Source organism: Streptomyces sp. NPDC037054 (assembly GCF_055606745.1).
Window position 1 is genome coordinate 22,371 of the sequence record NZ_JBVJSJ010000002.1, and the last position, 23,370, is coordinate 45,740.

A 23,370-nucleotide genomic window follows, 5' to 3' on the forward strand; every position below is an offset into this window, starting at 1 on the left:
CTCATGACGGAGCCCCTGTCCTGAGCGATAGCCTGGTGGCGTGATCAGCGCGATAGCTCGCGGGGGCACCGTCGCCCCTGCCCTGCGCCCGGACCGCACGGACGACATCCGTGACCGGGCGGCGGTCGCTGGTCTTCGCGGGCGGGAGGGGACATCGGAGTTCCCCGGGGCGCCGGATTCCTCATGGGCGGTGGCGCGGCAGAGAGCAGCGTCACACCCGTCGGACGCGTCGAAGTTGGCTGACAAGCACCCGCCCTTCTCCCCTTGCGGCATACCGTCGACACGGACCGGACACCCCGAGTCGGGACGACGCGTCACAAGGGCAGAGACCGTACTTCCTTCTACGTCACGCAACGGCGCGCGACAGGAGCCAGAGGACAATGCAGACCAAGCTGGACGAAGCAAAGGCCGAGCTGCTCGAGAGGGCCGCCCGGGTAGCTGAGAACAGCCCGGTCGGGGGGCACCTACCGACTGGGAAGACGAGCGAGGGCACGTCCGGTACCCCGGACCACGCGTCCGTCCTCGCGTTCCTCCGGCGCTACTACCTGCACACCGCGCCGGAGGACCTCACCGACCGCGACCCGGTCGACGTCTTCGGCGCCGCGCTCTCCCACTACCGGCTGGCCGAGAACCGCCCGCAGGGCACGGCCAACGTGCGGGTGCACACCCCGACGGTCGAGGAGAACGGCTGGACGTGCAGCCACTCCGTCGTCGAGGTCGTCACCGACGACATGCCCTTCCTCGTCGACTCCGTGACGAACGAACTGACCCGGCAGGGCCGCGGCATCCACGTCGTCATCCACCCGCAGGTCGTCGTGCGGCGCGACGTCACCGGCAAGCTGATCGAGGTGTTCTCCACCCGGCCCAGCGGCGACCTCCCGCACGACGCGCACACCGAGTCCTGGATCCACGTCGAGATCGACCGCGAGACCGACCGCTCCGACCTCAAGCAGATCACCGCCGACCTGCTGCGCGTCCTGTCCGACGTCCGCGAGGCCGTCGAGGACTGGGAGAAGATGCGCGACTCGGCCGTCCGCCTCGCCGAGACGCTGCCCACCGAGCCCCTCCCCGACGACCTCGCCGAACCCGAGGTCGAGGAGGCCCGCGAGCTGCTGCGCTGGCTCGCCGACGACCACTTCACCTTCCTCGGCTACCGCGAGTACCAGCTGCGCGAGGACGACTCGCTGGCCGCCGTGCCCGGCACCGGACTCGGCATCCTGCGCGCCGACCCGCAGCACGCCGAGGAGGAGGCCCACCCCGTCAGCCCGTCCTTCGAGCGGCTGCCGGCCGACGCCCGCGCCAAGGCCCGCGAGCACAAGCTGCTGGTGCTGACCAAGGCCAACAGCCGCGCGACCGTGCACCGTCCGTCGTACCTGGACTACATCGGCGTCAAGAAGTTCGACGCCGACGGCAACGTGGTCGGTGAGCGGCGCTACCTGGGCCTGTTCTCCTCCGCCGCGTACACCGAGTCCGTACGCCGCGTGCCGGTCATCCGGCGCAAGGTCGCGGACGTGCTGACCCGGGCCGGGTTCTCGCCCAACAGCCACGACGGGCGCGACCTGCTGCAGATCCTGGAGACCTACCCGCGCGACGAGCTCTTCCAGACGCCCGTCGACGAACTCCAGGCCATCGTCACCTCGGTGCTCTACCTCCAGGAGCGCCGCCGGCTGCGCCTCTACCTGCGCCAGGACGAGTACGGGCGCTACTACTCGGCGCTCGTCTACCTGCCGCGCGACCGCTACACCACCGGCGTCCGGCTCAGGATCATCGACATCCTCAAGGAGGAGCTCGGCGGCATCAGCGTCGACTTCACCGCCTGGAACACCGAGTCGATCCTGTCCCGGCTGCACTTCGTCGTCCGCGTCCCCTCCGGCACCGAACTGCCGCAGCTGTCGGACGCCGACAAGGAGCGCATCGAGGCGCGGCTCGTGGAGGCCGCCCGCTCCTGGGCCGACGGCTTCGCCGAGGCGATGAACGCCGAACTCGGTGAGGAGCGCGCGGCCGAACTGCTGCGCCGCTACGGCAACGCCTTCCCGGAGGGCTACAAGGCCGACCACTCCCCGCGCGCCGCCGTCGCCGACCTTGTCCACCTGGAGCAGCTCAAGGCCGGCGAGAGCGGCAAGGACTTCGCGCTCAGCCTGTACGAGCCGGTGGGCGCCGCCCCCGAGGAGCGCCGCTTCAAGATCTACCGCAAGGGCGACGCCGTCTCCCTGTCCGCGGTGCTGCCGGTGCTCCAGCGGCTCGGCGTCGAGGTCGTCGACGAGCGGCCGTACGAGCTGCGCGGCTCGGACCGCAGCGTGGCCTGGATCTACGACTTCGGCCTGCGCCTGCCCCAGTCGCTCACCGGCGGCGACCACTTCGGCGACGACGCCCGCGAGCGGTTCCAGGAGGCCTTCGCCGCCACCTGGACCGGCAACGCGGAGAACGACGGCTTCAACGCGCTCGTGCTGAGCGCCGGGCTGACCTGGCGTCAGGCGATGGTCCTCAGGGCGTACGCCAAGTACCTGCGCCAGGCGGGCTCGACGTTCAGCCAGGACTACATGGAGGACACCCTCCGCAACAACGTCCACACCACGCGGCTGCTCGTCTCGCTGTTCGAGGCGCGGATGTCGCCCGAGCGGCAGCGCGCCGGGCACGAGATCGTCGACGCCCTGCTGGAGGAGCTCGACGCCGCCCTCGACCAGGTCGCGTCCCTGGACGAGGACCGGATCCTCAGGTCGTTCCTCACCGTCATCAAGGCGACCCTGCGGACGAACTTCTTCCAGGAGGCGCAGGGCGGCAAGCCGCACGACTACGTCTCCATGAAGTTCGACCCGCAGGCCATCCCCGACCTCCCCGCGCCGCGCCCGGCGTTCGAGATCTGGGTGTACTCGCCGCGCGTCGAGGGCGTGCACCTGCGGTTCGGCAAGGTCGCCCGCGGCGGCCTGCGCTGGTCCGACCGCCGTGAGGACTTCCGCACGGAGATCCTCGGCCTGGTCAAGGCGCAGATGGTGAAGAACACCGTCATCGTCCCGGTCGGCGCCAAGGGCGGCTTCGTCGCCAAGCAGCTGCCCGACCCCGCCGTCGACCGCGACGCGTGGCTGGCGGAGGGCATCGCCTCCTACAAGACGTTCATCTCGGCACTGCTCGACATCACCGACAACATGGTGGCCGGCGAGGTCGTGCCCCCGTCGGACGTCGTCCGGCACGACGAGGACGACACGTACCTGGTGGTCGCGGCCGACAAGGGCACGGCGACGTTCTCGGACATCGCCAACGACGTGGCGCAGTCGTACAACTTCTGGCTGGGCGACGCCTTCGCCTCCGGCGGCTCCGCCGGGTACGACCACAAGGGCATGGGCATCACCGCCCGCGGCGCCTGGGAGTCCGTCAAGCGGCACTTCCGGGAGCTGGGCGTCGACACGCAGACCGAGGACTTCACCGTCGTCGGCATCGGCGACATGTCCGGCGACGTGTTCGGCAATGGCATGCTGCTGTCCGAGCACATCCGCCTGGTCGCCGCCTTCGACCACCGGCACATCTTCATCGACCCGAACCCGGACGCGGCCGTCTCGTACGCCGAGCGCCGCCGCCTGTTCGAACTGCCGCGCAGCTCCTGGGCCGACTACAACGCCGAACTGCTCTCCGCGGGCGGCGGGATCTTCCCGCGCTCGGCCAAGTCGATCCAGGTCAACGCCCACATCCGCGAGGCCCTCGGCATCGACGCGGGCATCACCAAGATGACCCCGGCCGACCTGATGAAGGCGATCCTCAAGGCACCGGTCGACCTGCTGTGGAACGGCGGCATCGGCACGTACGTCAAGGCGTCCACCGAGTCGCAGGCCGACGTCGGCGACAAGAGCAACGACGCCATCCGCGTCGACGGCAAGGACCTGCGCGTCAAGGTCGTCGGCGAGGGCGGCAACCTGGGCCTGACCCAGCTCGGCCGGATCGAGTTCGCGCTCCAGGGCGGCCGGATCAACACCGACGCCATCGACAACAGCGCGGGCGTGGACACCTCCGACCACGAGGTGAACATCAAGATCCTGCTCAACGGGCTCGTCTCGGACGGCGACATGACGGTCAAGCAGCGCAACAAGCTGCTCGCCGACATGACCGACGAGGTCGGCCGCCTGGTGCTGCGCAACAACTACGCGCAGAACACGGCGATCGCCAACGCCCTCGCCCAGTCCCAGGACATGGTCCACGCCCAGCAGCGCTTCATGCGCCACCTGGTCCGCGAGGGCCTGCTGGACCGGGCGCTGGAGTTCCTGCCCACCGACCGGCAGATCCGTGAGCGGCTCGGCGCCGGGCACGGCCTGACCGGCCCGGAGACGGCCGTCCTGCTCGCCTACACGAAGATCACGGTCGCCGAGGAGCTCAAGCACACAGCGCTGCCCGACGACCCGTACCTGCGCGGCCTGCTGCACGCCTACTTCCCGGCGCCGCTGCGCGAGACGTTCGCCGAGCAGATCGAGCGCCACCCGCTGCGCCGCGAGATCACCACGACCGTGCTGGTCAACGACACGGTCAACACGGGCGGCACGACGTATCTGCACCGCCTGCGCGAGGAGACCGGCGCCTCGCTGGAGGAGATCGTCCGCGCGCAGACCGCGGCCCGCGCGATCTTCCGGGCCGCCGAGGTGTGGGACGGCGTGGAGGCCCTCGACAACCGCGTCGAGGCCGAGGTCCAGACCCGCATCCGGCTGCACTCGCGCCGGCTGGTGGAGCGCGGCACGCGCTGGCTGCTCAACAACCGGCCGCAGCCGCTGGAGCTGGCGGAGACCGTCGGCTTCTTCGCCGAGCGCGTCGAGCAGGTGTGGAACCAGCTGCCGAAGCTGCTGCGCGGCGCGGACCTGGAGTGGTACCAGCAGATCCACGACGAGCTGACGGGCGCGGGCGTCCCGGACGAGCTGGCCACGCGGGTGGCCGGGTTCTCCTCGGCCTTCCCGACGCTGGACATCGTCCTGATCGCCGACCGCATGGGCAAGGAGCCGCTGGACGTCGCCGAGGTGTACTACGACCTCGCCGACCGGCTGCACATCTCGCAGCTCATGGACCGGATCATCGAGCTGCCCCGCGCCGACCGCTGGCAGTCCATGGCCCGCGCGGCGATCCGCGAGGACCTGTTCGCGGCGCACGCGGCCCTCACGGCCGACGTGCTCGCGGTGGGCAACGGCTCGTCGACGCCGGAGCAGCGGTTCAAGGAGTGGGAGCAGCGGAACGCGGCGATCCTCTCCCGCGCCCGCACCACGCTGGAGGAGATCCGCGGCTCCGAGGCGTTCGACCTCGCCAACCTGTCGGTGGCGATGCGGACGATGCGGACGCTGCTGCGCACGCACCGCTGATCCTTCCGCAGGAGCAGCACACCGGGGCGCCCCGGGCCTGGACGGCCGGGGCGCCCTGCGCCGTCCGGCCCGTCTGCGGTGGAGGAGTGGCCGGGCGCGGCGGAGGCTGGTCACGTGACTACAGGGCATTCCGGCACGACGCGGGTCCCGGCCGGACCGGCTCCCGCCCCGGCCGCCTCCCGCCCGGCGGCCGCACCCGCGCTCGTCGCCGGGGCGGCGGCCGGGCTCGTGGTCCTGCTGCTCCTCGCGGTGATCGTCCGGCTGCCGTGGGCGGGCGACCTCGGCATGCACGCGGCGACGATCCAGCGCCTGCGGCACGACCTCGTCGACCCCGGCAACCCGCTCGTCGACGCCGACACCCCGAGCCCCTACTACTCGCCGTGGACGGTGCTGCTCGGCTGCCTGGCGCGGCTGACCGGCCTGTCGGTGTTCGTCGTGCTGCGCGTCGGCGCGCTCGTCGGGCTGGCGCTGCTGGTGACGGGGGTGTGGCGGTACGCGCGGACGCTGAGCGCGCACCGGGCGGCGCCCGCGCTCGCGCTGCTGAGCCCGCTGCTGCTCTGGGGCACGGCGCCGTTCGCCTGGAGCGGCTTCCTCGCCCTGAACTCCCTCGCGCTGACGGTGTCGTACCCGAGCGTGTTCGCGCTCGGCCTCGCCTTCCACTTCTGGGCGTGGCTGACGCGGGCGCTGCGCGGCGGCCCGGCCGGGTGGGGGACCTGGGCGGGGCTGGGGGCGCTGTGGGCGGTGATCCTGCTGTGCCACCAGTTCACCGGCGTGGTGGCGTCGCTGGGCGCGCTCGCCGCCCTGCTCGCGACCCGGCCGACGCCGCCCACGGGCCCGGCGCCGCGCACCCGCACCGCGCGGCCGGTGCGGGTGGTCGCCGGGTTGGTGATCGGTCTTCTGGTGCTGTGGTCGTGGCCGTACTACGACTTCTTCGCGCTGTCCGGGGCCGGGAGCGATCTGGAGCGGGTGCACCGGCCGCTGTACCGGGACCTGCCCGGGCGGTACTGGCTGGTGCTGCTCGGGGTGGCCGCCCTCGTCGCCAGGTGGCGGCGTGACCGCCGGGATCCGCTGGTGGTGTTCTTCGCCCTGGGCGCGCTGGTGTTCGCCGCCGGAGGGCTGACCGGGCACTACTCCTGGGGGCGCGCCCTGCCCGCCGCGCTGATCCCGGCACAGCTCGCCGCCGCGCTGGAGGCGGTCGAGGCGCCGCGCAGGCTCCGCGCCGGGTGGGCGGTCCTGCTGGCCGCCGCGCTGGCCCTCGGCGCGTGGGCGCAGTCCGGGACCGCCGGGTACGTCGTCCCGCGCGGCAAGCTCCCGGAGGCGGTCGCGGCGAAGCACCGGCAGCCGTGGCCCGGCTACGACTGGATCACGCCGTGGGTGAGCCCCGGCGACGTCGTCATGGCCCGCGTGCCCTTCCCGGCCCGGCAGATCCCGGCGTACGGCGCCTACACGGTCGCTCCCGGCTATCCCGACTTCTTCCTGCCGGACGACGCGGCCCGGCAGGAGGCCGTCCGGCGGTACTTCGCGCCGGGCACGCCGCCGGGGGAGCGGCGGGACATCGTGCGGGAGTACGGCGTGCGGTGGGTGGTGGACAAGGGGAGCGTGCCGCTCGACGCGGGGCTGCGGGAGGTCGTCCGGGGGCCAGGGGGGCAGGTGCTGTACGAGGTCGGGTGAGCCCCCGCTCCCCGCGCGGCCGGCGCCTTCGCCGTCACCGCAGTACGCCGGCCACCAGCCGTGCCGCGCGCCTGACCCGGGGCCGCGCCACCCGCCGTACGACGGGACGGATCACGCGTGCCGTCACGCCGACCGGCAGCCAGCGGATCTGGAGGCGGCCGGGCGCGTGGCCCTCCGGTTCGACGGTGACCCGGTGCGGGGCCGTGCCGGAGCGGTAGTCGACGCGGGCCGTCAGCACCGGGAACTCCAGCGGCGCGAGCAGCAGACCGGCGTGGCTCAGGCCCCGCTGCGTGAGCCGGACCAGCGGATGCCGGACGCCGTCGAAGCCCTGGAGCGGCAGCGGGGTGGCCGCCAGGTCCAGCCGCACCCGGCCCTCGAAGACGCCGGGGCGCACGGGGGAGAGCCGGAACGGGACGACGAGGCGGCGTGGGCCGGGCGCGAGGTGCAGGGCCGCGCGCTGCGGGCCGACCGGCAGCCGCAGACCGGGGTCGTACGTCCGGATCGTCAGGTCGACACAGGCGCCGGGCCCGCGCCCGATCTCCGTGATCTCGTGACGGAACTGGGCTCCGGGGAACGGCCGGGTCTCCAACTCCAGGTCGGACACGTCCAGTTCGCGGCGCGCCCACGCGGTCTCGGGTACCCGGTCGCCCCAGTACACGCGGCCGTCGGCGTCCGTCGCCACCTGCCGGGGCGCCACCCCGTGCCCCAGCCCTCGGGCCGCGAGCCGCGCCTCGGGCAGCCGGCGGTCGCGGATCAGCTGGATCACCACGCGTTCCGCGCGCGGCAGCCGGGCGTACGCGTCGGGGTCGAGCGTCTCCAGATAGGGGACGACGATGTCCGCGAAGGCCGCCAGCCAGTCGTCGTCCCGGTAGGGCAGGTCCCCGGAGTACATGCGGAAGTCGTGCTTGAGGAACTTGTAGTCCTTGTCCGGGCGCAGCGCGCCGTGCCCGGACTCGGCGAGGAAGGCGTCGATGAGGTGCTGGACGTGCACCCGGTCGCGGACGTTCTCCAGCCGGTCGCGCTGGTTGGAGATCGACGCGGCGGCGGCGGGCGCGTACGGCGCCACGTACCAGTGGTAGACGGGCTCCGGGACGATGGTGAACGCCCTGGCCAGGCAGTAGGCCCGGGCCGAGAACAACTGGTCCTCGTAGTGGATGTCCTCGGGGAAGAGCAGGCCGTGCCGGTCGAGGAAGGCGCGGGCGTACATCTTGCTCGTCGACAGGTGCTCGAAGAACAGCCGCGGGTCGGCCTCGATGCCGTCGAGGGTGCGGCGCTCGGCGACCAGGTGCGGCATCCACGTGGAACGGCGGCCGTTGTCCACGCGGATGCGCCGGACCGCGCCCATCGCGAAGTCGATGTCGCGCTCGCGGTGCGCGGCGAGCAGCAACTCCACGGCGTCGGCGGGCAGTTCGTCGTCGCTGTCGAGGAACATCAGGTACGGCGCCCGGGAGACGGCGATGGCGCGGTTGCGCGGCACGCCGCAGCCGCCGCTGTTCACCGGCAGCCGCAGATACCGGATGCGCGGGTCCTCGGCCGCCAACCGCCGGGCCACGTCCGGGGTTTCGTCGGTGGAGTGGTCGTCGCTGATGACGATCTCGAGGTTCTCGTGCGTCTGGCGGCGCACGGAGCCGACGGCCCGGGGCAGCCGGGCGGCGTCGTTGTGGACGATGACAGTGACTGTGACGTCGGGGGTCGTGCGGTCGGGGGTCATGCGAGCTCCTCGGGGCGCGGGGCCGGGGTGCGGTGCTCCAGGGGCAGGACCGGGGGCAGCGACTCCTCGGGCTCGCCGAGGAAGACGCGGCGCACGACGCGCTCGGCGGCGCGTCCGTCGTCGTACTCGCAGAACCGGCGCCGGAACGCGGCCCGTGCCTTCGTCGCGCACTCGTCGCGCCACGCCTCCGTCGCGAGGATCTCCGTGAGCTCCTCCTGGGTGCGGGCGACCGGGCCGGGGGCGTCGGCCATGAGGTCGAAGTAGACGCCGCGGGTGGTGCGGTAGGTCTCCCAGTCGTCGGCGTGGATGACGATCGGCCGGTCCAGGTTGGCGTAGTCGAACATGATCGACGAGTAGTCCGTGACCAGCGCGTCGGCGGCCAGGCACAGGTCCTCGACGGGCTCGTAGGAGGACACGTCGACGATGCGGCCGGTGCGGCGCAGCCCGGTCAGCGGGGAGGCGGCGCCCTCGTAGAAGTAGTGGCCGCGCACCAGCAGGACGGTGTCCTCGCCGAGGCGGTCGGCGAGCGCGGCGAGGTCGAGGCGGGGGGTCCAGCCGGCCTCGTAGTCGCGGTGGGTGGGCGCGTAGAGGACGGCGCGGCGGCCTGGTGGGACGCCGAGGCGGGCGCGGACCGCGCGGATGTCGTCGGCGCCGGCCGTGCAGTACACGTCGTTGCGCGGATAGCCGTAGTCGAGCGACACGTAGCGGGACGGGTAGGCGCGCTGCCACATGCGGGTGGTGTGGCTGTTGGCGGAGAGGCTGTAGTCCCACTTGTCGATGCGTTCCAGCAGGGCGCGGAAGTCCAGGCCCTGGGCGGCGGCCGGGTACGGCATCTGGTCCAGGCCCATGCGCTTGAGCGGGGTGCCGTGGTGGGTCTGGACGTGGACCGCGTCGGGGCGTTTGACCACCGCGTTGGGGAAGTTGACGTTGTTGACGAGGTACGTGGCGCGCGCCAGCACCTCCCAGTAGCGGCGGGTGCCCGGCACCACGTGGTCCGTGCCGGGCGGCAGCAGCGCGGCGTTGTCCGCGGTCACCACCCACACCGGGTGGACGTGCGGGGCGAGTTCGGCGAGCTTGGCGGCGATCGCGGCCGGATTGCAGGCGACGCCGCGGTTCCAGTACGCGGCGAAGACGGCGAGGCCCGGGTCGACGGGCCGGCCGAGCGCCCTGCGGTACCGGTGGTCGCCGATCCTGGCCCCCACCCGCTGCTTCCCGCCGCGCAGGGCCGACTTGGCGGCGCGCCGGGTGCGGTTGGCGGCCTGGAAGGCGCGGTACTTGGTGTACGCGCCCTCCTCCAGCAGGCCGCGCCGGACGCCCTCGAGGCCGGCCGGGCGCCGGTGACCCTCGGGCTTGCGGAGCACCGCGGCGCGCGACGCCCGCCGGAAGAACTCCCGCGCCACCGGCTCCGGCATCCCGGCCCGCGCGAAGGCGCGCAGACAGTCCCGGACCATCAGCTCGTACAGCGTGCCCTGCGCGGCGCGGCGGCCCTCGGCGAGGTCGAGCAGGGCCTCGTAGCGGTCGACGAGGGCGTAGTGCTCCCGCGGCGTCAGCGGCGGGACGCTCTCGGCGCGCAGCCGGCGGTCCTCGTGGGCGACGTGCGGCAGGCAGGCGACCTGGTCGGCGAGGAGCAGGGCGGCGAGGGCGGCGAACGGTTCGTCGGCCGAGCCGAGCAGCCGCTCGTTCGCCCGCCAGAAGCCGGCCCGCACGGCCCGGTTCCCGAGCAGCGGGGTCAGCCGCAGCAACTGCGCACAGTCGTCCAGGTCGAGGGGGCCGCGTCCGGCGCGGGCGAGGAGCTGGCCGTCCCAGGAGGGCAGGCCGGAGGTGCGCCAGGTGCTGCGGACGTGGTCCAGGAGCAGAACGTCCACCGTGTCGGGCAGCTCGGCGGCACGTTCGGCGAGGGTGTGGGAGGCGCCGGCCGGCAGCCCGTCCTTGGCGTGCACGAAGTGCAGCCAGCGGCCGGTGGCCCGCGCCGCGCCCGCCGCCCGGGCCCGCGCGTCGCTGGTCCCCGCGGGCAGGGGCAGTACGGCCATGTCGCGGGCGTGGTGCTCGGCGGTCTCCTGCGCCCAGTCGCCCACCGCGGCCACCACGACCTCGGTGTCGGGCAGGGGGCGCGCGGCGAGCGAGTCGAGGAGTTCGGCCAGATGACCCTGGGTGTTCGGCCCGTGGACGACGACGCTGAGTTCGGGCATCGGAGGACTCCTTCATCTCGTCTCGCCAGGCACACCTGTCCGGCCATACTGGCATCAATGTGATGAAGGGGTTAATTCGGTTGGATCTGGCGAGGGACGCCCCGCGGGTCTCGGCCGGTCAGGCGCCGGCGGCGGCGGCCTTCGCTTCCGGCTCGGGGCCGGGCTTCGCTTCGGCCTTGGGCTGAGGCGTCGGCTTGGCTTCGGCCTTCGGCTTGGGCTTGGGCTTCGGTTTGTCCGTGCCGCCGGTGAACGCCTCGTACTCCTTGAGGACCTCGTCCGTCGGCCCGTCCATGCGCAGCTCGCCGCGCTCCAGCCACAGCACCCGGTCGCAGGTGTCCCGGATCGACTTGTTGTTGTGGCTGACCAGGAACACCGTGCCCGCGTGCTTGCGCAGCTCGCGGATGCGGGCCTCGGACCGCTTCTGGAAGGACCGGTCGCCGGTGGCCAGCGCCTCGTCGATCAGCAGGACGTCGTGGTCCTTGGCGGCGGCGATGGAGAAGCGCAGGCGGGCGGCCATGCCGGAGGAGTACGTCCGCATCGGCAGCGTGATGAAGTCGCCCTTCTCGTTGATGCCGGAGAAGTCGACGATCCCCTGGTAGCGCTCCCTGATCTGCTCGCGGGACATGCCCATGGCGAGACCGCCGAGGTGGACGTTGCGCTCGCCGGTGAGGTCGTTCATCAGGGCGGCGTTGACGCCGAGGAGGGAGGGCTGGCCGCCGGTGTAGATGCGGCCGTTCTCCACGGGCAGCAGGCCCGCGACGGCCTTGAGCAGGGTGGACTTGCCGGAGCCGTTGGTGCCGATCAGGCCGATCGCCTCGCCCTTGTACGCGACGAACGACACGTTCTTCACGGCGTGCACCCGGCGCACGCCGGCGGCCCTCTCGGTCTTCTCGCGGCGCAGGATGCGGTTGAGGGCGGCGGTCGCGGAGCCGCGGCCGGCGCCGGTGCCGTTGACGCGGTAGACGATGTCGACGCCGTCGGCGACGACGGTGGGAACGCGGTCCTCGGTGGTGTCAGCCACGGCCGTAGGTCTCCTCAGCCTTCCAGAAGTAGATGAAGCCGCCGACGCCGGCGAGCAGCGCCCAGCCCGTCGCGGTCAGCCACACGTGCGCGGGCAGCTGGCTCGCGTGGAAGCTGTCGATCAGCGCGAACCGCATCAGGTCGATGTAGACGGCGGCAGGGTTGGCCTGGAGCACCGGCAGGACCCAGCCCGGCAGGTCGTCGTGGCGGCTGAGCATGTGGTCGATGCTCCACATGACGCCGGAGGCGTACATCCAGGTGCGCAGCACGAACGGCATGAGCTGGGCGATGTCCGGGGTCTTGGCGCCGACCCGCGCCATGATCATCGCGATGCCCGCGTTGAAGGTGAACTGCAGTGCCAGCGCCGGGATCGCCAGCAGCCAGGACGCGGCGACCGGGACGCCGAAGACCAGCAGGATCACGACGAGGGCGGCCATCGAGAACAGCAGTTGCTGGAGCTGCTGGAGACAGAACGAGATCGGCAGCGCGGCGCGCGGGAAGTGCAGGGCGCGGACGAGGCCGAGGTTGCCGGAGATGGCGCGGGTGCCGGCCATGATCGAGCTCTGCGTGAAGGTGAAGAGGAAGACGCCGGTGACCAGGAACGGCACGTAGTCCGGCACGCCCCTGCTGGTCTGGAGCAGCACGCCGAAGATGAGGTAGTACACGGCCGCGTTGAGCAGCGGGGTCATGACCTGCCAGACCTGGCCCAGCTTGGCCTGGCTGTACTGCGCGGTCAGCTTGGCCGTCGCGAAGGCGGCTATGAAGTGCCGGCGGGCCCACAGCTGCCGGACGTACTGGGGCAGGGAGGGGCGGGCGCCGCTGACGGTCAGGCCGTGGCGGACGGCGAGCGCGGCCAGCTCCTGGCTCGCGGTCGTGGTGGGCGCCGGTGTCCGGGGCGGTGTGTCGAGGACCTGGGTCAACATCCGCTGCTTTCGGTCGGTCGGGTCGGTGGGGGGCGGGGCGTCGTCGCGCGGTGGTCTGCGTCGGGACGGGACCGTATCGTCGCAACGTGAGCGTAGGGGGCCGGGGCGTCGGGACGCAACCGTTTCGTCGTGACGCTACGGCCTATGCTGGCCCGCATGACGACGAACGCCGACGAGCCCAAGCCGCGTCCGCGCCGCCGGGCCCCCGCGGGGGCGGCCGTGCTGCGGGCGGACGTGACGGAAGCGATCCGGGCGGCCGTCTTCGAGGAGCTCGCGGCCGTCGGGTACGCGCGGATGTCCATCGAGGGGATCGCGCGGCGGGCGGGGGTCGGCAAGACGGCGGTGTACCGGCGGTGGCGTTCCAAGCTGCACCTGGTGCTGGACCTGGTCTCGGCGATCGCCGTGCAGGGGCTGCCGGCGCCGGACACGGGGAGTCTCGAGGGGGATCTGCGGCTGCTCTACGAGGTGACGGCGCGGGCGCTGCGCCACCCCGTCGCCTCGCAGGTCATCCCCGACCTCCAGGCCGAGGCGGCGCGCAATCCCGAGATCGCGGAGGCGTTGCAGAAGGCGTTGCGGGAGGGGCAGAACGGGGTCGCCAGCGGGATCGTCGCGGCGGCGGAGCGGCGGGGGGAACTGCGGGCCGGGGTCGACCACGAGCTGGCGCTCGACCTGATCTCGGGGCCGCTGTACTGGCGGTCGGTGGTGATTCGGGGGCCGCGGCCGGCGAAGGGGTATCTGGAGGCGTTGACCCGGGCCACGGCGGGGGCCCTGCGGGCGCTGTGACTGCCGTCGGCCGGGCGGGGGTACGGGGCTGAGGTGTCCGGGGTCGGCGTGGCACCGGCGTCGAGGTGAGCGTCACGGGGTCGGTGTGGGGTGGGTGACCATTGCGCCGGCGTCGCGGTGAGCGTTACGGCGTTCGCGCTGCCCGGCGTTGCGGTGAGCGTTACGGCGTTCGCGCTGCCCGGCGTTGCGGGGTGCCGCTGCGCCCACCCGTGCCGCCCTGCGGCGCGACTGCCCGCGGCTGTGCGGAATGGCGCGCGTCCACTCCGCTGCCTGTGCGGTGCGACTGCCTGCGGCTACGCGGGTACCCCGGTGTCACGCGCGGGCTGCGCCAGGGTTGTGGTGGGTCCAGCCCTGCCAGGCCGAGGTGATCATGTCCTGGACGTCGTGCTTGGCCTTCCAGCCCAGTTCCGTGGCCGCCCGGTCGGCCGAGGCGACTACGCGGGACGGGTCGCCGGGGCGGCGCGGGGTGACCGTCGGGGGGCGGTCGTAGCCGGTGACGGCGTTGATGAGGTCGATCATCTCGCGTACGGAGACGCCCTCGCCGCGGCCGATGTTGAGCGTGAGGTCCCGGCCCGGGGAGGCGCGCAGGGTGCGGGCCGCCGCGACGTGGGCCTCGGCCAGGTCGACGACGTGGATGTAGTCGCGGACGCAGGTGCCGTCCGGGGTGTCGTAGTCGTCGCCGAAGATGCGCGGGGGCGCGTTCTCGGTGAGCCGCTCGAAGACCATCGGGACGAGGTTGGAGACGCCGGTGTCGGAGAGTTCCGGGGCCGCCGCGCCCGCCACGTTGAAGTACCGCAGGGACGCCGTGGCCAGGCCGGTCGCGCGGCCCGTCGCGCGGACCAGCCACTCGCCGGCCAGCTTGGTCTCGCCGTACGGCGACATCGGCGCGCACGGCGTCTCCTCCGTGACGAGGTCGACGTCCGGCATGCCGTACACCGCCGCCGAGGACGAGAACACGAACGACGGCACGTCGGCCGCCGTGACCGCGTCCAGCAGGACCCGCAGGCCCTCCACGTTCTCGTGGTAGTACCGCAGCGGCAGCTCCACCGACTCGCCGACCTGCTTCTTCGCCGCGAGGTGGACGACACCCGTGACGCCGTGGTCCGCGAGGGCGCGGCCGATCCGCTCGCCGTCCAGGACCGAGCCGACCACCAGCGGAACGCCGTCGGGCACCCGCTCGGCGATGCCCGTGGACAGGTCGTCGTACACGACCGTCCGCTCGCCCGCCTCGGTCATCGCCCGTACGACGTGCGCCCCGATGTAGCCGGCGCCGCCGGTGATCAGCCAGGTCATGTCGGCCGTCCCCTCGTCTGTTGGCCCGAATGGGTGGTGCGTGGTGCGCTCGGGCAGCTCGCTATCAGTGAATCAGGCGCCGGAGCCTTCCGCGCACGACAGCCGTCACACCGCGCACGCCGGGCGCGACCCGCAGGGCGAGCGACCCGGAGTTCGTGGCGTACGGCCTGATGAGGACGATCCCGTGCCGCGGGCTCGGAACGGCGCGTCGGCGCAGGCGCCCGGCGCCCGTCAGCGCGTGCGCCGTCGCCTCACGCCCGGAGCCGTCGCGGAAGCGCAGCCGCAGGCGCAACTCCCAGGTGCCCGCGCCGAGCCCGGCCGCGTCCACGGCCGTCTCCGCCGTCCAGGTGCCGGGCCCGGCGGGGACGAGCGCCGCCGTGTCGCGGGCCGTGACCGTGCCGTCCTCGCGGCGCCGCCACCGCACCTCGACCGCCGCCGGGCCGGCCGCGCCGAGCCGCCCGTACAGCTCGTGCAGGCGCAGCCGCAGCGGGGCGGCGCGGGCGCGCGGGCGCAGCTCCGCGTCCACGGCGACGGGCAGGTACCGCATGGGGCGCGTGAGCAGGGGCTCCAGCGTGACCTGGGGGAGGTCGGCCGACCAGACCGGCGTGCCGTCGGCGGCGCGCGCGTACGGCGGGCACAGCCGCGCCGGACGGGCCGCCAGCTCCCGCAGCCGGGGCAGGTCGCGCGGCTCGGGGGAGGCCAGCACCACCCGGCCGATCAGCCGGCCGGGTGCGCCCGGAGCACGCGACCAGTCGGCAGCGTCGTACTCCGAGAGGTGCGCCCGCGTGTGCTCCCACCATGCGCGCCGGTAGTGCGGGTCGCGCAGGCCCAGCTCACGGACGTACATGCGCAGCTCGTGGTCGAGGAACTTGGCGCGCGCCGCCCGCGCGAGCCGCTTCTGACCGGCGCCCAGCAGGATCTCGTACGCCGCCCGGCAGGCCCTCAGGCGCGCCTGCCAATTGGCGATGTCCGCGCGGTCCAGGGAGATCGACAGCCGTTCGGCGGACCGGCGCACGTGCCACACGTAGACCCGGTCCGGCACGAGGACGACGCGCGGCACGGCGGCGAGGACGCGCGCGGTGAAGACGAAGTCCTCGTAGCGGTAGCGGCCCTCGGGGAAGCGGATGCCGTGCTCGCGCAGGAAGTCCGTGCGGTAGAGCTTGTTGACGCAGAGCGTGTCGTGGACCAGCCGGGGGTGCTGCGCGGGGCGTGCGACGACGGCGCGCGCCGCGTAGAGCGCCGCCTGCCACGGCACCTCGCGCCCCGAGGGCAGCTCCCGGCGCACGCACAGCCCGCTCGCGACGTCGGCGTCCTCCTCGGTCGCCGCCGTGAGCAGCGCGTCCACGGCACCGGGCGGCAGGACGTCGTCGCTGTCGAGGAACATCACGTACGGCGTGGTCACCGCGTCGATGCCGGTGTTGCGGGGGCTGCCGCAGCCGCCGCTGTTGACCGGCCGCCGCACGACCCTGAGCCGCGGCTCGGTCTCGGCGAGGCGGTCCAGCAGTTCCGCGCTGCCGTCCGTCGAGCAGTCGTCCACGGCGACGACCTCACCGACGGCGGCGCCCTGCGCGAGCGCCGAGCGCACCGCGTCGGCGACGTGCGCGGCGTCGTCGTAGCCGATGACGACGACACCGACGGGCCCGCCGACGGCGGCGACGTCGGCGGGAGGGGCGGGGTCCGTACCGTGCGTGCTCATATCTGTCCATCATGGGCATGCGCGGACAAACCGCCACAAGCGCCACAGCCGCAGGCGGGTGGGCGGGAGGAGGGTGGTCGTGCGGCTCGCGGCCGTCAGTCGCCGCCGCTCGACGCCGCCGCCGCGTCCAGTGCCGTGGTGAGCTCGTCGAGATGGGTGCGCAGGGCGCGGATCCCGTCGAGGTCGAAGCCGGTCGCCTCCACGATCCGGCGCGGCACCTCGACCGCCCGCTCGCGCATCGCGCGGCCCTGGCCGGTCAGCCGCACCTCGACCGACCGCTCGTCGCGCGCGCTGCGCTGCCGGGTCACCAGGCCGGCCGCCTCCAGCCGCTTGAGCAGCGGCGACAGTGTGCCCGAGTCGAGGCGCAGGTGCTCGCCGAGCTTCTTGACCGGCAACTCGCCGTGCTCCCAGAGCACCAGCATCACCAGGTACTGGGGGTAGGTCAGCCCGAGGTCCTTGAGGAGCACGCGGTAGACGCCGTTGAAGGCGCGTGAGGCGGCGTGCAGGGAGAAGCAGATCTGGCTGTCCAGGCGGAGCCAGGCCGCGTCGGACGCGGTCGCCGGGTCGGAGCCGGGGGCGGAGGTCGGGGTCATGTTCCCAGGGTAGACCTGGTGCGCCATTTGATTGCGTGCAATTGAGTTGTGTGCTCTACTTGTGGTCGTGAGGCGGTCGGCAAGGCCGCCGGAACACGACCGACTCGAGAGGGATGGTTCATCCATGGACGCGCTCTACACCGCTGTCGCCACCGCCACCCACGGCCGCGACGGCCGCGCCTACACCTCCGACGGCAAGCTGGACGTGCAGCTCGCCCCGCCGGTGGAGCTCGGCGGCAACGGCCAGGGCACCAACCCGGAGCAGCTGTTCGCCGCCGGGTACGCGGCCTGCTTCGCCAGCGCGCTCGGCCTGGTCGGCCGGCAGGCCAAGGTGGACGTCAGCGACGCCGCCGTCACCGGTGAGGTCGGCATAGGCAAGCAGGGCGCGGGCTTCGGACTCGCGGTCACGCTCCGCGTCGAGCTGCCGGAGGGTGTGGACGAGGCCACCGGCCGCAAGCTGGTCGAGCAGGCCCACGAGGTCTGCCCCTACTCCAACGCCACCCGCGGCAACATCCCGGTCGACATCGTCGTCGAGTGACGCCGACCGGCGCCCCCTGAGCGCCGCGCTCCTCGATCGCGGCCCAGGCCCTCCCGAACCCGGCGGCCGCCGACCGTCCACCTGTCCCGGTCGGCGGCCGCCGCCTTCACGGCCGTCAGGGCGCGACCCGCGCCGGCCCGGAGCCGGCGGACGGCGAGGCCGGTCGCGTGATCACGCGTCCCCTCGGCGGAGTCCCTGGACCAAAGGGCTGGTGTGCCCCTGCGACGGCAGCACCACCCGGCCCCGCACCACGGGCTCCAGCAGCAGCGGCACCCCCAGCACCGGCAGCAGCCAGACCAGCACGATCAGCCGCCCGCCCCAGATGTTGATGTCCGGATGCCCGGCCTGCGTGAGGATTCCGGTGAACGACGCAGCCGACAGGAACACCCCGAACGCGCCCCGCCGCACCGCGCCCCACGCGCCGGCCGCCAGGAACGCCAGGAACAGCGGCTCCCACAGCTGCCGCCGCAGCCACTCCACCCAGAAGGCGCCCTGGAGCTGGAGGAACTCGGGCCACGGCCGTTCCCGGTCCGGCCGGGTGAAGTGGTCGGTGAGCAGGTCCTGGACGCTCTCCGACGCCGACGGATAGTGCAGCACGCGCGCCAGCAGCAGCGTCGCCAGCGCCCCGCCGAGCCCGACCGCCCCGATCAGCACAGGCCCACGCCCCGGCGACAGCCCCCGCCCCCGGCGCGTCACGGCGATCAGCGCGCCCGCCCCGGCCAGGCACACCCCGAGGAACAGCGCCTGCGAGTGCTTGACCGCGAACAGCGCGGCCAGCGACCCCGCCACCAGCGCGACCCCGGCCCGCACCCGTCCCGTCGGCACCAGCGCGCAGCCCCACAGCGCCGCCAGCGTCAGCGCCATCATCAGGCCCTCCGTCATCGGGCGCATCGCCGTCGTCCCGCACGGCAGGACGTAGTACAGCGCCTGCCCGGTCAGCGCGAGCGGCAGCGGCACCGCCAGCGTCCGCAGGATCAGGAACGCGAGGACACCGCCCGCGACCGTGACGGTCACGCCCGCCGCCCACACGCCCCACGTCACGCCGAACACCGTGAGGAACGGCACCAGGAACGCCGGATAGCCGGGCCGGGACTCGAAGATCCGCAGGAAGCGCTCCGACGCGAACGGCGCGGTGTGACCGCCGGTCTGACCGGCCCGCAGCCGCGCCTCGACCTCGCGCCACTCGCGTTCCCGGCACTCGGCCGCCACCCGCGGGGCCGGGTCGGGGCGGTGGAAGCGCACCACGTGCACGCTCTGCCTGCGCTGCGCGATCGACGCCCTGCTCCCGCAGAAGTAGTCGATCGTGGCCGCCGCCGCCTCGCGCTCGGAATCGCCGCGCAGACTCAGGGCGTACGACACGTAGTTCTTGGTGTCGGGGGTGGCCCGGCCGGTGACGTTCGCCAGTTGGAGCACGGCGAACACCGCGGCCAGCAGCAGCACCCAGGTGCGGGGCCTCATGAAGCGGTGAGCACGTCGGGGCCGCGGCCGGTGACGGGCCGCGAGGTGCCGGGGGACATACGGGACTCCAACGGGCATCCATGGGTCGGCGCGGGCGTTCGGCCCGGGAACGGCGGGTGCGGCGACTTGGTTACGCGCGCTGTGCCGTCCGGGGGACGCCGGGAGCACGGAAAGGGGCGGACCGCTGACGGTCCGCCCCTTCAAAGGTCCTGCCGCGAAGGTCCTGCCGCGTCGGCTACTTGACGGCGCCCGCCATCACGCCCGACACGAACTGCCGCTGGAACGCGAAGAACACGGCCAGCGGGACCACCATCGAGATGAAGGCGCCCGGCGCCAGCACGTCGATGTTGTTGCCGAACTGCCGCACCTGCGTCTGCAGGGCCACCGTGATCGGCTGGCTCCCGGAGTCGGTGAAGATCAGCGCGACCAGCATGTCGTTCCACACCCACAGGAACTGGAAGATGCCGAGCGAGGCGATCGCCGGACCGCCCAGCGGCATCACGACGCGCGCGAACAGCCGCAGCTCGCCCGCCCCGTCCAGCCGCGCCGCCTCCAGCAGCTCCCGCGGGATCTCCGCGAAGAAGTTCCGCAGCAGGAACACCGCGAAGGGCAGGCCGAAGCCGACGTGGAACAGGATCACGCCGATCATCGAGCCGAAGATGCCGAGCTTGCCGAAGAGTTCCGCAATCGGGATCAGCGCCACCTGCACCGGCACCACCAGCAGCCCGACCACCGCGAGGAACCACCAGTCCCGGCCCGGGAACTCCATCCACGCGAACGCGTACCCGGCCAGCGAGCCGATGACCACCACCAGCACGGTCGCCGGCACCGTGATCAGCACCGTGTTCACGAGGGAGTCGGTGATGTCGCCGTTCTCCAGCAGCTTCTCGTAGCTGGTGAACGTCAGCTTCGCGGGCTCGGTGAGCACCGTCCACCAGCCGCTCTCGTTCATGTCCTCCGGGGTGCGCAGCGAGGACAGCAGCAGCCCGACCGTCGGCACCAGCCAGAAGAAGCCGACGACGATCAGGAACACCCGCAGCAGCCCGCCGCTCACGCCCTCCGCCAGCCGCGCGCCCAGCGAACGCTCCGCCCCGACCGCCTCCTTCGGCGGTGGCGCCTTCGTGGCACCGGTGTCCGCGGTCATCGCCGCACCTCCCGCCTGAGCCGCCTGACGTTGAACCACATGACGGGGATGACCAGCAGCAGCAGGAACACCGCGATGGCGCTCGCGATGCCCGGCTGGTCCTCGGAGAAGCCCTTGCGGTACAGCTCCAGCGCGAGGACGTTCGCGTCGTCCTGCGAGGAGCCCGGCGCGATGATGAAGACCAGGTCGAAGATCTTCAGGACGTTGATCATCAGCGTGACGGCGACGACCGCGAGGACCGGCGCCAGCAGTGGCACCGTGACCCGCCGGAACACCTGCCACTCGGTCGCCCCGTCCACCCGGGCCGCCTCCAGCAGCTCCCGCGGGATGCCCGCGAGCCCGGCCGCGATCAGCACCATCGCGAACCCGGCCCACATCCAGATGTACGCGCCGATGATCGCCGGGGTGACCAGCGACGGGCCGAGCCAGTCCAGGCCGTTGTACGCCTCCTTGAAGTTCTCCGCCGGGAGCCTCAGCAGCGCCCCGTCGGCCGCCGCGGGCAGCGTGAACGTGCCGTCGCCGGCCGCCGTCGCCGACGCGACGACCTTGCCGTCCTTCACCGCCTCGATCCGCATCCCGGCGTAGCCCAGCTCGCCCGCGTCCACGCCGCCCAGCCGCCCGACGCCCTTGCCGCGGGTGAAGTCCTGCCAGGTCGTGCCGGAGACCTTGCCGGGCTCGGCCTTCGGCGGCGCGGCGTCCTTCGCGCCGTCCGGCATCAGGTCCGGGGCGACACCGACGAGCGGCAGCACCACCGCCTGCCCGGCCCGCACCGGCTCCTTGGTGACGAACGCGCCGCCGCCCGCCGCCTCCAGCGGCGAGTCACGGCCCGGATGCGCCTTCGGGAACGCCGACGCCTGGGCGAACGTGTCGTGCACGCCCACCCACACCGCGTTCGCGACGCCCTTGTCCGGGTCCTGGTCGTACACCAGGCGGAAGATGATGCCCGCCGCCAGCATCGAGATCGCCATCGGCATGAAGACGACCAGTTTGAACGCCGTGCCCCAGCGGACCCGTTCCGTCAGCACCGCGAAGATCAGGCCGAGCGCGGTCGCCACCGTCGGCGCGAACACCACCCAGATGATGTTGTTCTTCAGGGCGGTGCGGATGCCCTCGTCCGTGAACAGGGCCTCGTAGTTGTCGAGTCCGGCGAAGCCGTCGCCGGACTGGTCGTAGAAGCTGCGGACGACCGAGTACCCGATCGGGTAGACCACGAGCGCGCCCAGCAGCAGGAGGGCGGGCAGCAGGAACAGGGCCGCCACGGTCCGCCGGGTGCCGGTCACACTCTTGCGCGACTTGGGCGCGGCAGGGGCCGGAGGGGCCCCTGCCGCCGTGTCCGACGCCATCGCCGGATCAGCCCCCGTACGCCTTGGCCGCTTCCGCCTCCAGCTTGGCCTGGGTGCCCGCGACGTCCTTCGGGTTCTTCAGGAAGTCCTGGAGGATCTTCCACTCGCCCTTGCCGGGCGTCCCGCCGAAGGCCTGCGGGGCCTGGTCCGACATGTCGAAGCGGAAGTCGTCGCCGGCCGCGATCAGCGCCTCGGCCATCTTCCGCTGGACGTCGTTCGGGTACGACGCCGCGTCGACGTTCTTGTTCGGGGAGAGGTAGCCGCCCAGCTCCGCCTGGATCGTCGCCGCGTCGGGCGAGGCCAGGAACGTCGCCAGCGCCTGCGACGCCTTGGAGTCCTCAAGGATCACCGCCGCGTCGCCGCCGGACACCACCGGCGCCTCGTCACCGACCGCCGGGAACGGGAACACCTTCGCGTCCGTGCCCACCTTCATGTCGGTCTCACCGATGTTGACCTGCACGAAGTCGCCCTCGAAGACCATCGCCGCCTTCGGCTGGTCGCCGCCGGTGAAGGTCTGCGTCACGGACGCCGGGAACTCCGTCTGCAGCGCGCCGCTCGCGCCGCCCGCGATGTAGTCCGCCTTGCCCCACACCTGGGCCAGCGTGGTCAGCGCGTCCTTCACGGACGGGTCCGTCCACTTGATCTCGTGCTGGGCGAGCTGGTCGTACTTCTCCGGGCCCGCCTGCGACAGATAGACGTTCTCGAACCAGTCCGTCAGCGTCCAGCCGTCCGCGCCGCCGACCGAGAACGGCGTGACGCCCGAGTCGTAGACGGTCTGCGCGGTGGTCAGCAGCTCGTCCCACGTCTTGGGCTCGCTCGCGCCCGCGTTCTCGAAGACCTGCGCGTTGTACCAGATCAGCGACTTGTTGGCGGCCTTGTAGTAGACGCCGTACGGCTTGCCGCCGACCTTGCCGATGTCCTGCCAGCCCTGCGAGTAGTTCTTGGCCAGCTGGTCCTGCGCCTCCTTGCCCAGCGGCTTGGCCCAGCCCTTGTCGACCGCCTGCTTGATCGCGCCCGGCTGCGGCAGCATCGCGACGTCCGGCGGCTGGCCGCCCGCGATCTTCGAGCCGAGGAAGTTGATGATCGGGTCCTGCGCGGGAACGAACGTGACCTTCGCGCCCGTGCGCTTCTCGAACTCCGCGAGGACCTTCTTGAAGTTGGCCTGTTCGGCGCCGGTCCAGACGGCGGCGACCTCCAGGCTCTCGCCGTTCAGCTTGGGAAGGGTGACGGTGGTGCCGGTTTCCTTGCCGGTGTCGCCGCTGCCGCCGCCGTTGTCCTTGTCGTCACCGCCGCCGCACGCCGTGAGCGAGAGCGCGAGCGCCCCGGCCGCCACGGCGGCCGCCGTCTTCGCGGCTCTGCGGGTACGGGGGATCGGCGGGCGGTTCGTGGAAGACCTACGTGTCCGGAATGTGCTGCTCGTCCTGCGCATCACTGCCCCGTTCTTCGTTCCTCGTCGAACGTGTCGAAGCGCTGTCCCGTGCGGTCTGGTCTACGCCCGGGGGGTGGGCCGTGCAAGGGCGCGTCCGCTGTGAAGCGGGACATCGTGACCCCGTCGTGACCGGTGACCGGCGTCGGTGCTCGCCTCGCCGGGGGCGGTGCCCCCGGACCCCCCTTATCGGCCCGGACGGCCCCGTCCTCAAACCCGACCGCAGCGGGCACCCCCGGACGGGCTAAAACCCGC

At 72.8% G+C, this 23,370-nt stretch carries 15 protein-coding genes; 4 read left to right on the top strand and 11 right to left on the bottom strand.

Going from position 1 to position 23,370, the window contains the following annotated elements; genetic code table 11:
- The first annotated feature begins 380 nt into the window (after positions 1 to 380).
- Together ACZ7D7_RS05100 and ACZ7D7_RS05105 are read left to right on the top strand one after the other, a co-directional pair.
- Positions 381 to 5,327 (top strand): NAD-glutamate dehydrogenase, encoded by a 4,947-nt coding sequence (locus ACZ7D7_RS05100; RefSeq protein ID WP_470822511.1) that lies wholly within the window; start codon positions 381 to 383, stop codon positions 5,325 to 5,327.
- Between the two features lie 114 nt (positions 5,328 to 5,441).
- A complete protein-coding gene (locus ACZ7D7_RS05105) occupies positions 5,442 to 6,998 on the top strand; it encodes a hypothetical protein (protein ID WP_470822513.1) in 1,557 nt (518 codons plus the stop codon).
- 34 nt (positions 6,999 to 7,032) lie between these two features.
- Here ACZ7D7_RS05105 and ACZ7D7_RS05110 read toward each other — a convergent pair whose 3' ends face one another.
- The 4 genes from ACZ7D7_RS05110 to ACZ7D7_RS05125 all read right to left on the bottom strand — a co-directional run bounded on the left by ACZ7D7_RS05110 (position 7,033) and on the right by ACZ7D7_RS05125 (position 12,838).
- On the bottom strand, positions 7,033 to 8,709 hold the full coding sequence (locus ACZ7D7_RS05110) for a glycosyltransferase family 2 protein (RefSeq protein WP_470822514.1): 1,677 nt from the start codon (positions 8,707 to 8,709) through the stop codon (positions 7,033 to 7,035).
- Positions 8,706 to 10,898 carry a CDP-glycerol glycerophosphotransferase family protein gene (locus ACZ7D7_RS05115; RefSeq protein WP_470822516.1) on the bottom strand — a complete coding sequence of 731 codons (2,193 nt, stop codon included), beginning with the start codon at positions 10,896 to 10,898 and terminating at the stop codon, positions 8,706 to 8,708. Before ACZ7D7_RS05115 ends, ACZ7D7_RS05110 begins: the two co-directional genes overlap by 4 nt.
- A 118-nt stretch (positions 10,899 to 11,016) precedes the next feature.
- Positions 11,017 to 11,919, bottom strand: a complete 903-nt coding sequence (locus ACZ7D7_RS05120) for an ABC transporter ATP-binding protein (RefSeq protein WP_470822517.1) — start codon at positions 11,917 to 11,919, stop codon at positions 11,017 to 11,019.
- Complete coding sequence (locus ACZ7D7_RS05125) at positions 11,912 to 12,838, bottom strand: ABC transporter permease (RefSeq protein WP_470823182.1); 927 nt, start codon at positions 12,836 to 12,838, stop codon at positions 11,912 to 11,914. Before ACZ7D7_RS05125 ends, ACZ7D7_RS05120 begins: the two co-directional genes overlap by 8 nt.
- A gap of 147 nt (positions 12,839 to 12,985) precedes the next feature.
- Here ACZ7D7_RS05125 and ACZ7D7_RS05130 point away from each other — a divergent pair, with 147 nt between their 5' ends.
- Entirely contained in the window at positions 12,986 to 13,624 is a 639-nt protein-coding gene (locus ACZ7D7_RS05130) for a TetR/AcrR family transcriptional regulator (protein ID WP_470823183.1), read from the top strand.
- Positions 13,625 to 13,936: 312 nt separating this feature from the next.
- Here ACZ7D7_RS05130 and galE read toward each other — a convergent pair whose 3' ends face one another.
- The 3 genes from galE to ACZ7D7_RS05145 form a co-directional block, all read right to left on the bottom strand.
- A complete protein-coding gene (gene galE, locus ACZ7D7_RS05135; protein WP_470822519.1) occupies positions 13,937 to 14,917 on the bottom strand; it encodes a UDP-glucose 4-epimerase GalE in 981 nt (326 codons plus the stop codon).
- Between the two features lie 64 nt (positions 14,918 to 14,981).
- Positions 14,982 to 16,613, bottom strand: a complete 1,632-nt coding sequence (locus tag ACZ7D7_RS05140) for a glycosyltransferase (RefSeq protein ID WP_470822520.1) — start codon at positions 16,611 to 16,613, stop codon at positions 14,982 to 14,984.
- A 95-nt stretch (positions 16,614 to 16,708) separates the two neighbouring features.
- Positions 16,709 to 17,206 (bottom strand): MarR family winged helix-turn-helix transcriptional regulator, encoded by a 498-nt coding sequence (locus tag ACZ7D7_RS05145; protein ID WP_470822522.1) that lies wholly within the window; start codon positions 17,204 to 17,206, stop codon positions 16,709 to 16,711.
- Positions 17,207 to 17,330: 124 nt separating this feature from the next.
- Between ACZ7D7_RS05145 and ACZ7D7_RS05150 the strand changes: the two genes are divergently transcribed.
- Positions 17,331 to 17,744, top strand: a complete 414-nt coding sequence (locus tag ACZ7D7_RS05150; protein WP_470822524.1) for an organic hydroperoxide resistance protein — start codon at positions 17,331 to 17,333, stop codon at positions 17,742 to 17,744.
- 171 nt (positions 17,745 to 17,915) lie between these two features.
- Here ACZ7D7_RS05150 and ACZ7D7_RS05155 read toward each other — a convergent pair whose 3' ends face one another.
- The 4 genes from ACZ7D7_RS05155 to ACZ7D7_RS05170 form a co-directional block, all read right to left on the bottom strand.
- Positions 17,916 to 19,202: a hypothetical protein gene (locus tag ACZ7D7_RS05155; RefSeq protein ID WP_470822526.1), complete on the bottom strand. Its 1,287-nt coding sequence runs from the start codon at positions 19,200 to 19,202 to the stop codon at positions 17,916 to 17,918.
- 235 nt (positions 19,203 to 19,437) lie between these two features.
- On the bottom strand, positions 19,438 to 20,346 hold the full coding sequence (locus ACZ7D7_RS05160) for a carbohydrate ABC transporter permease (protein ID WP_470822527.1): 909 nt from the start codon (positions 20,344 to 20,346) through the stop codon (positions 19,438 to 19,440).
- Positions 20,343 to 21,689, bottom strand: coding sequence for a carbohydrate ABC transporter permease (locus ACZ7D7_RS05165; protein WP_470822528.1), 1,347 nt, complete (start codon positions 21,687 to 21,689; stop codon positions 20,343 to 20,345). The genes ACZ7D7_RS05160 and ACZ7D7_RS05165 overlap by 4 nt, the downstream gene beginning before the upstream one ends.
- Before the next feature lie 7 nt (positions 21,690 to 21,696).
- Entirely contained in the window at positions 21,697 to 23,118 is a 1,422-nt protein-coding gene (locus ACZ7D7_RS05170; protein ID WP_470822530.1) for an ABC transporter substrate-binding protein, read from the bottom strand.
- Positions 23,119 to 23,370: the final 252 nt, after the last annotated feature.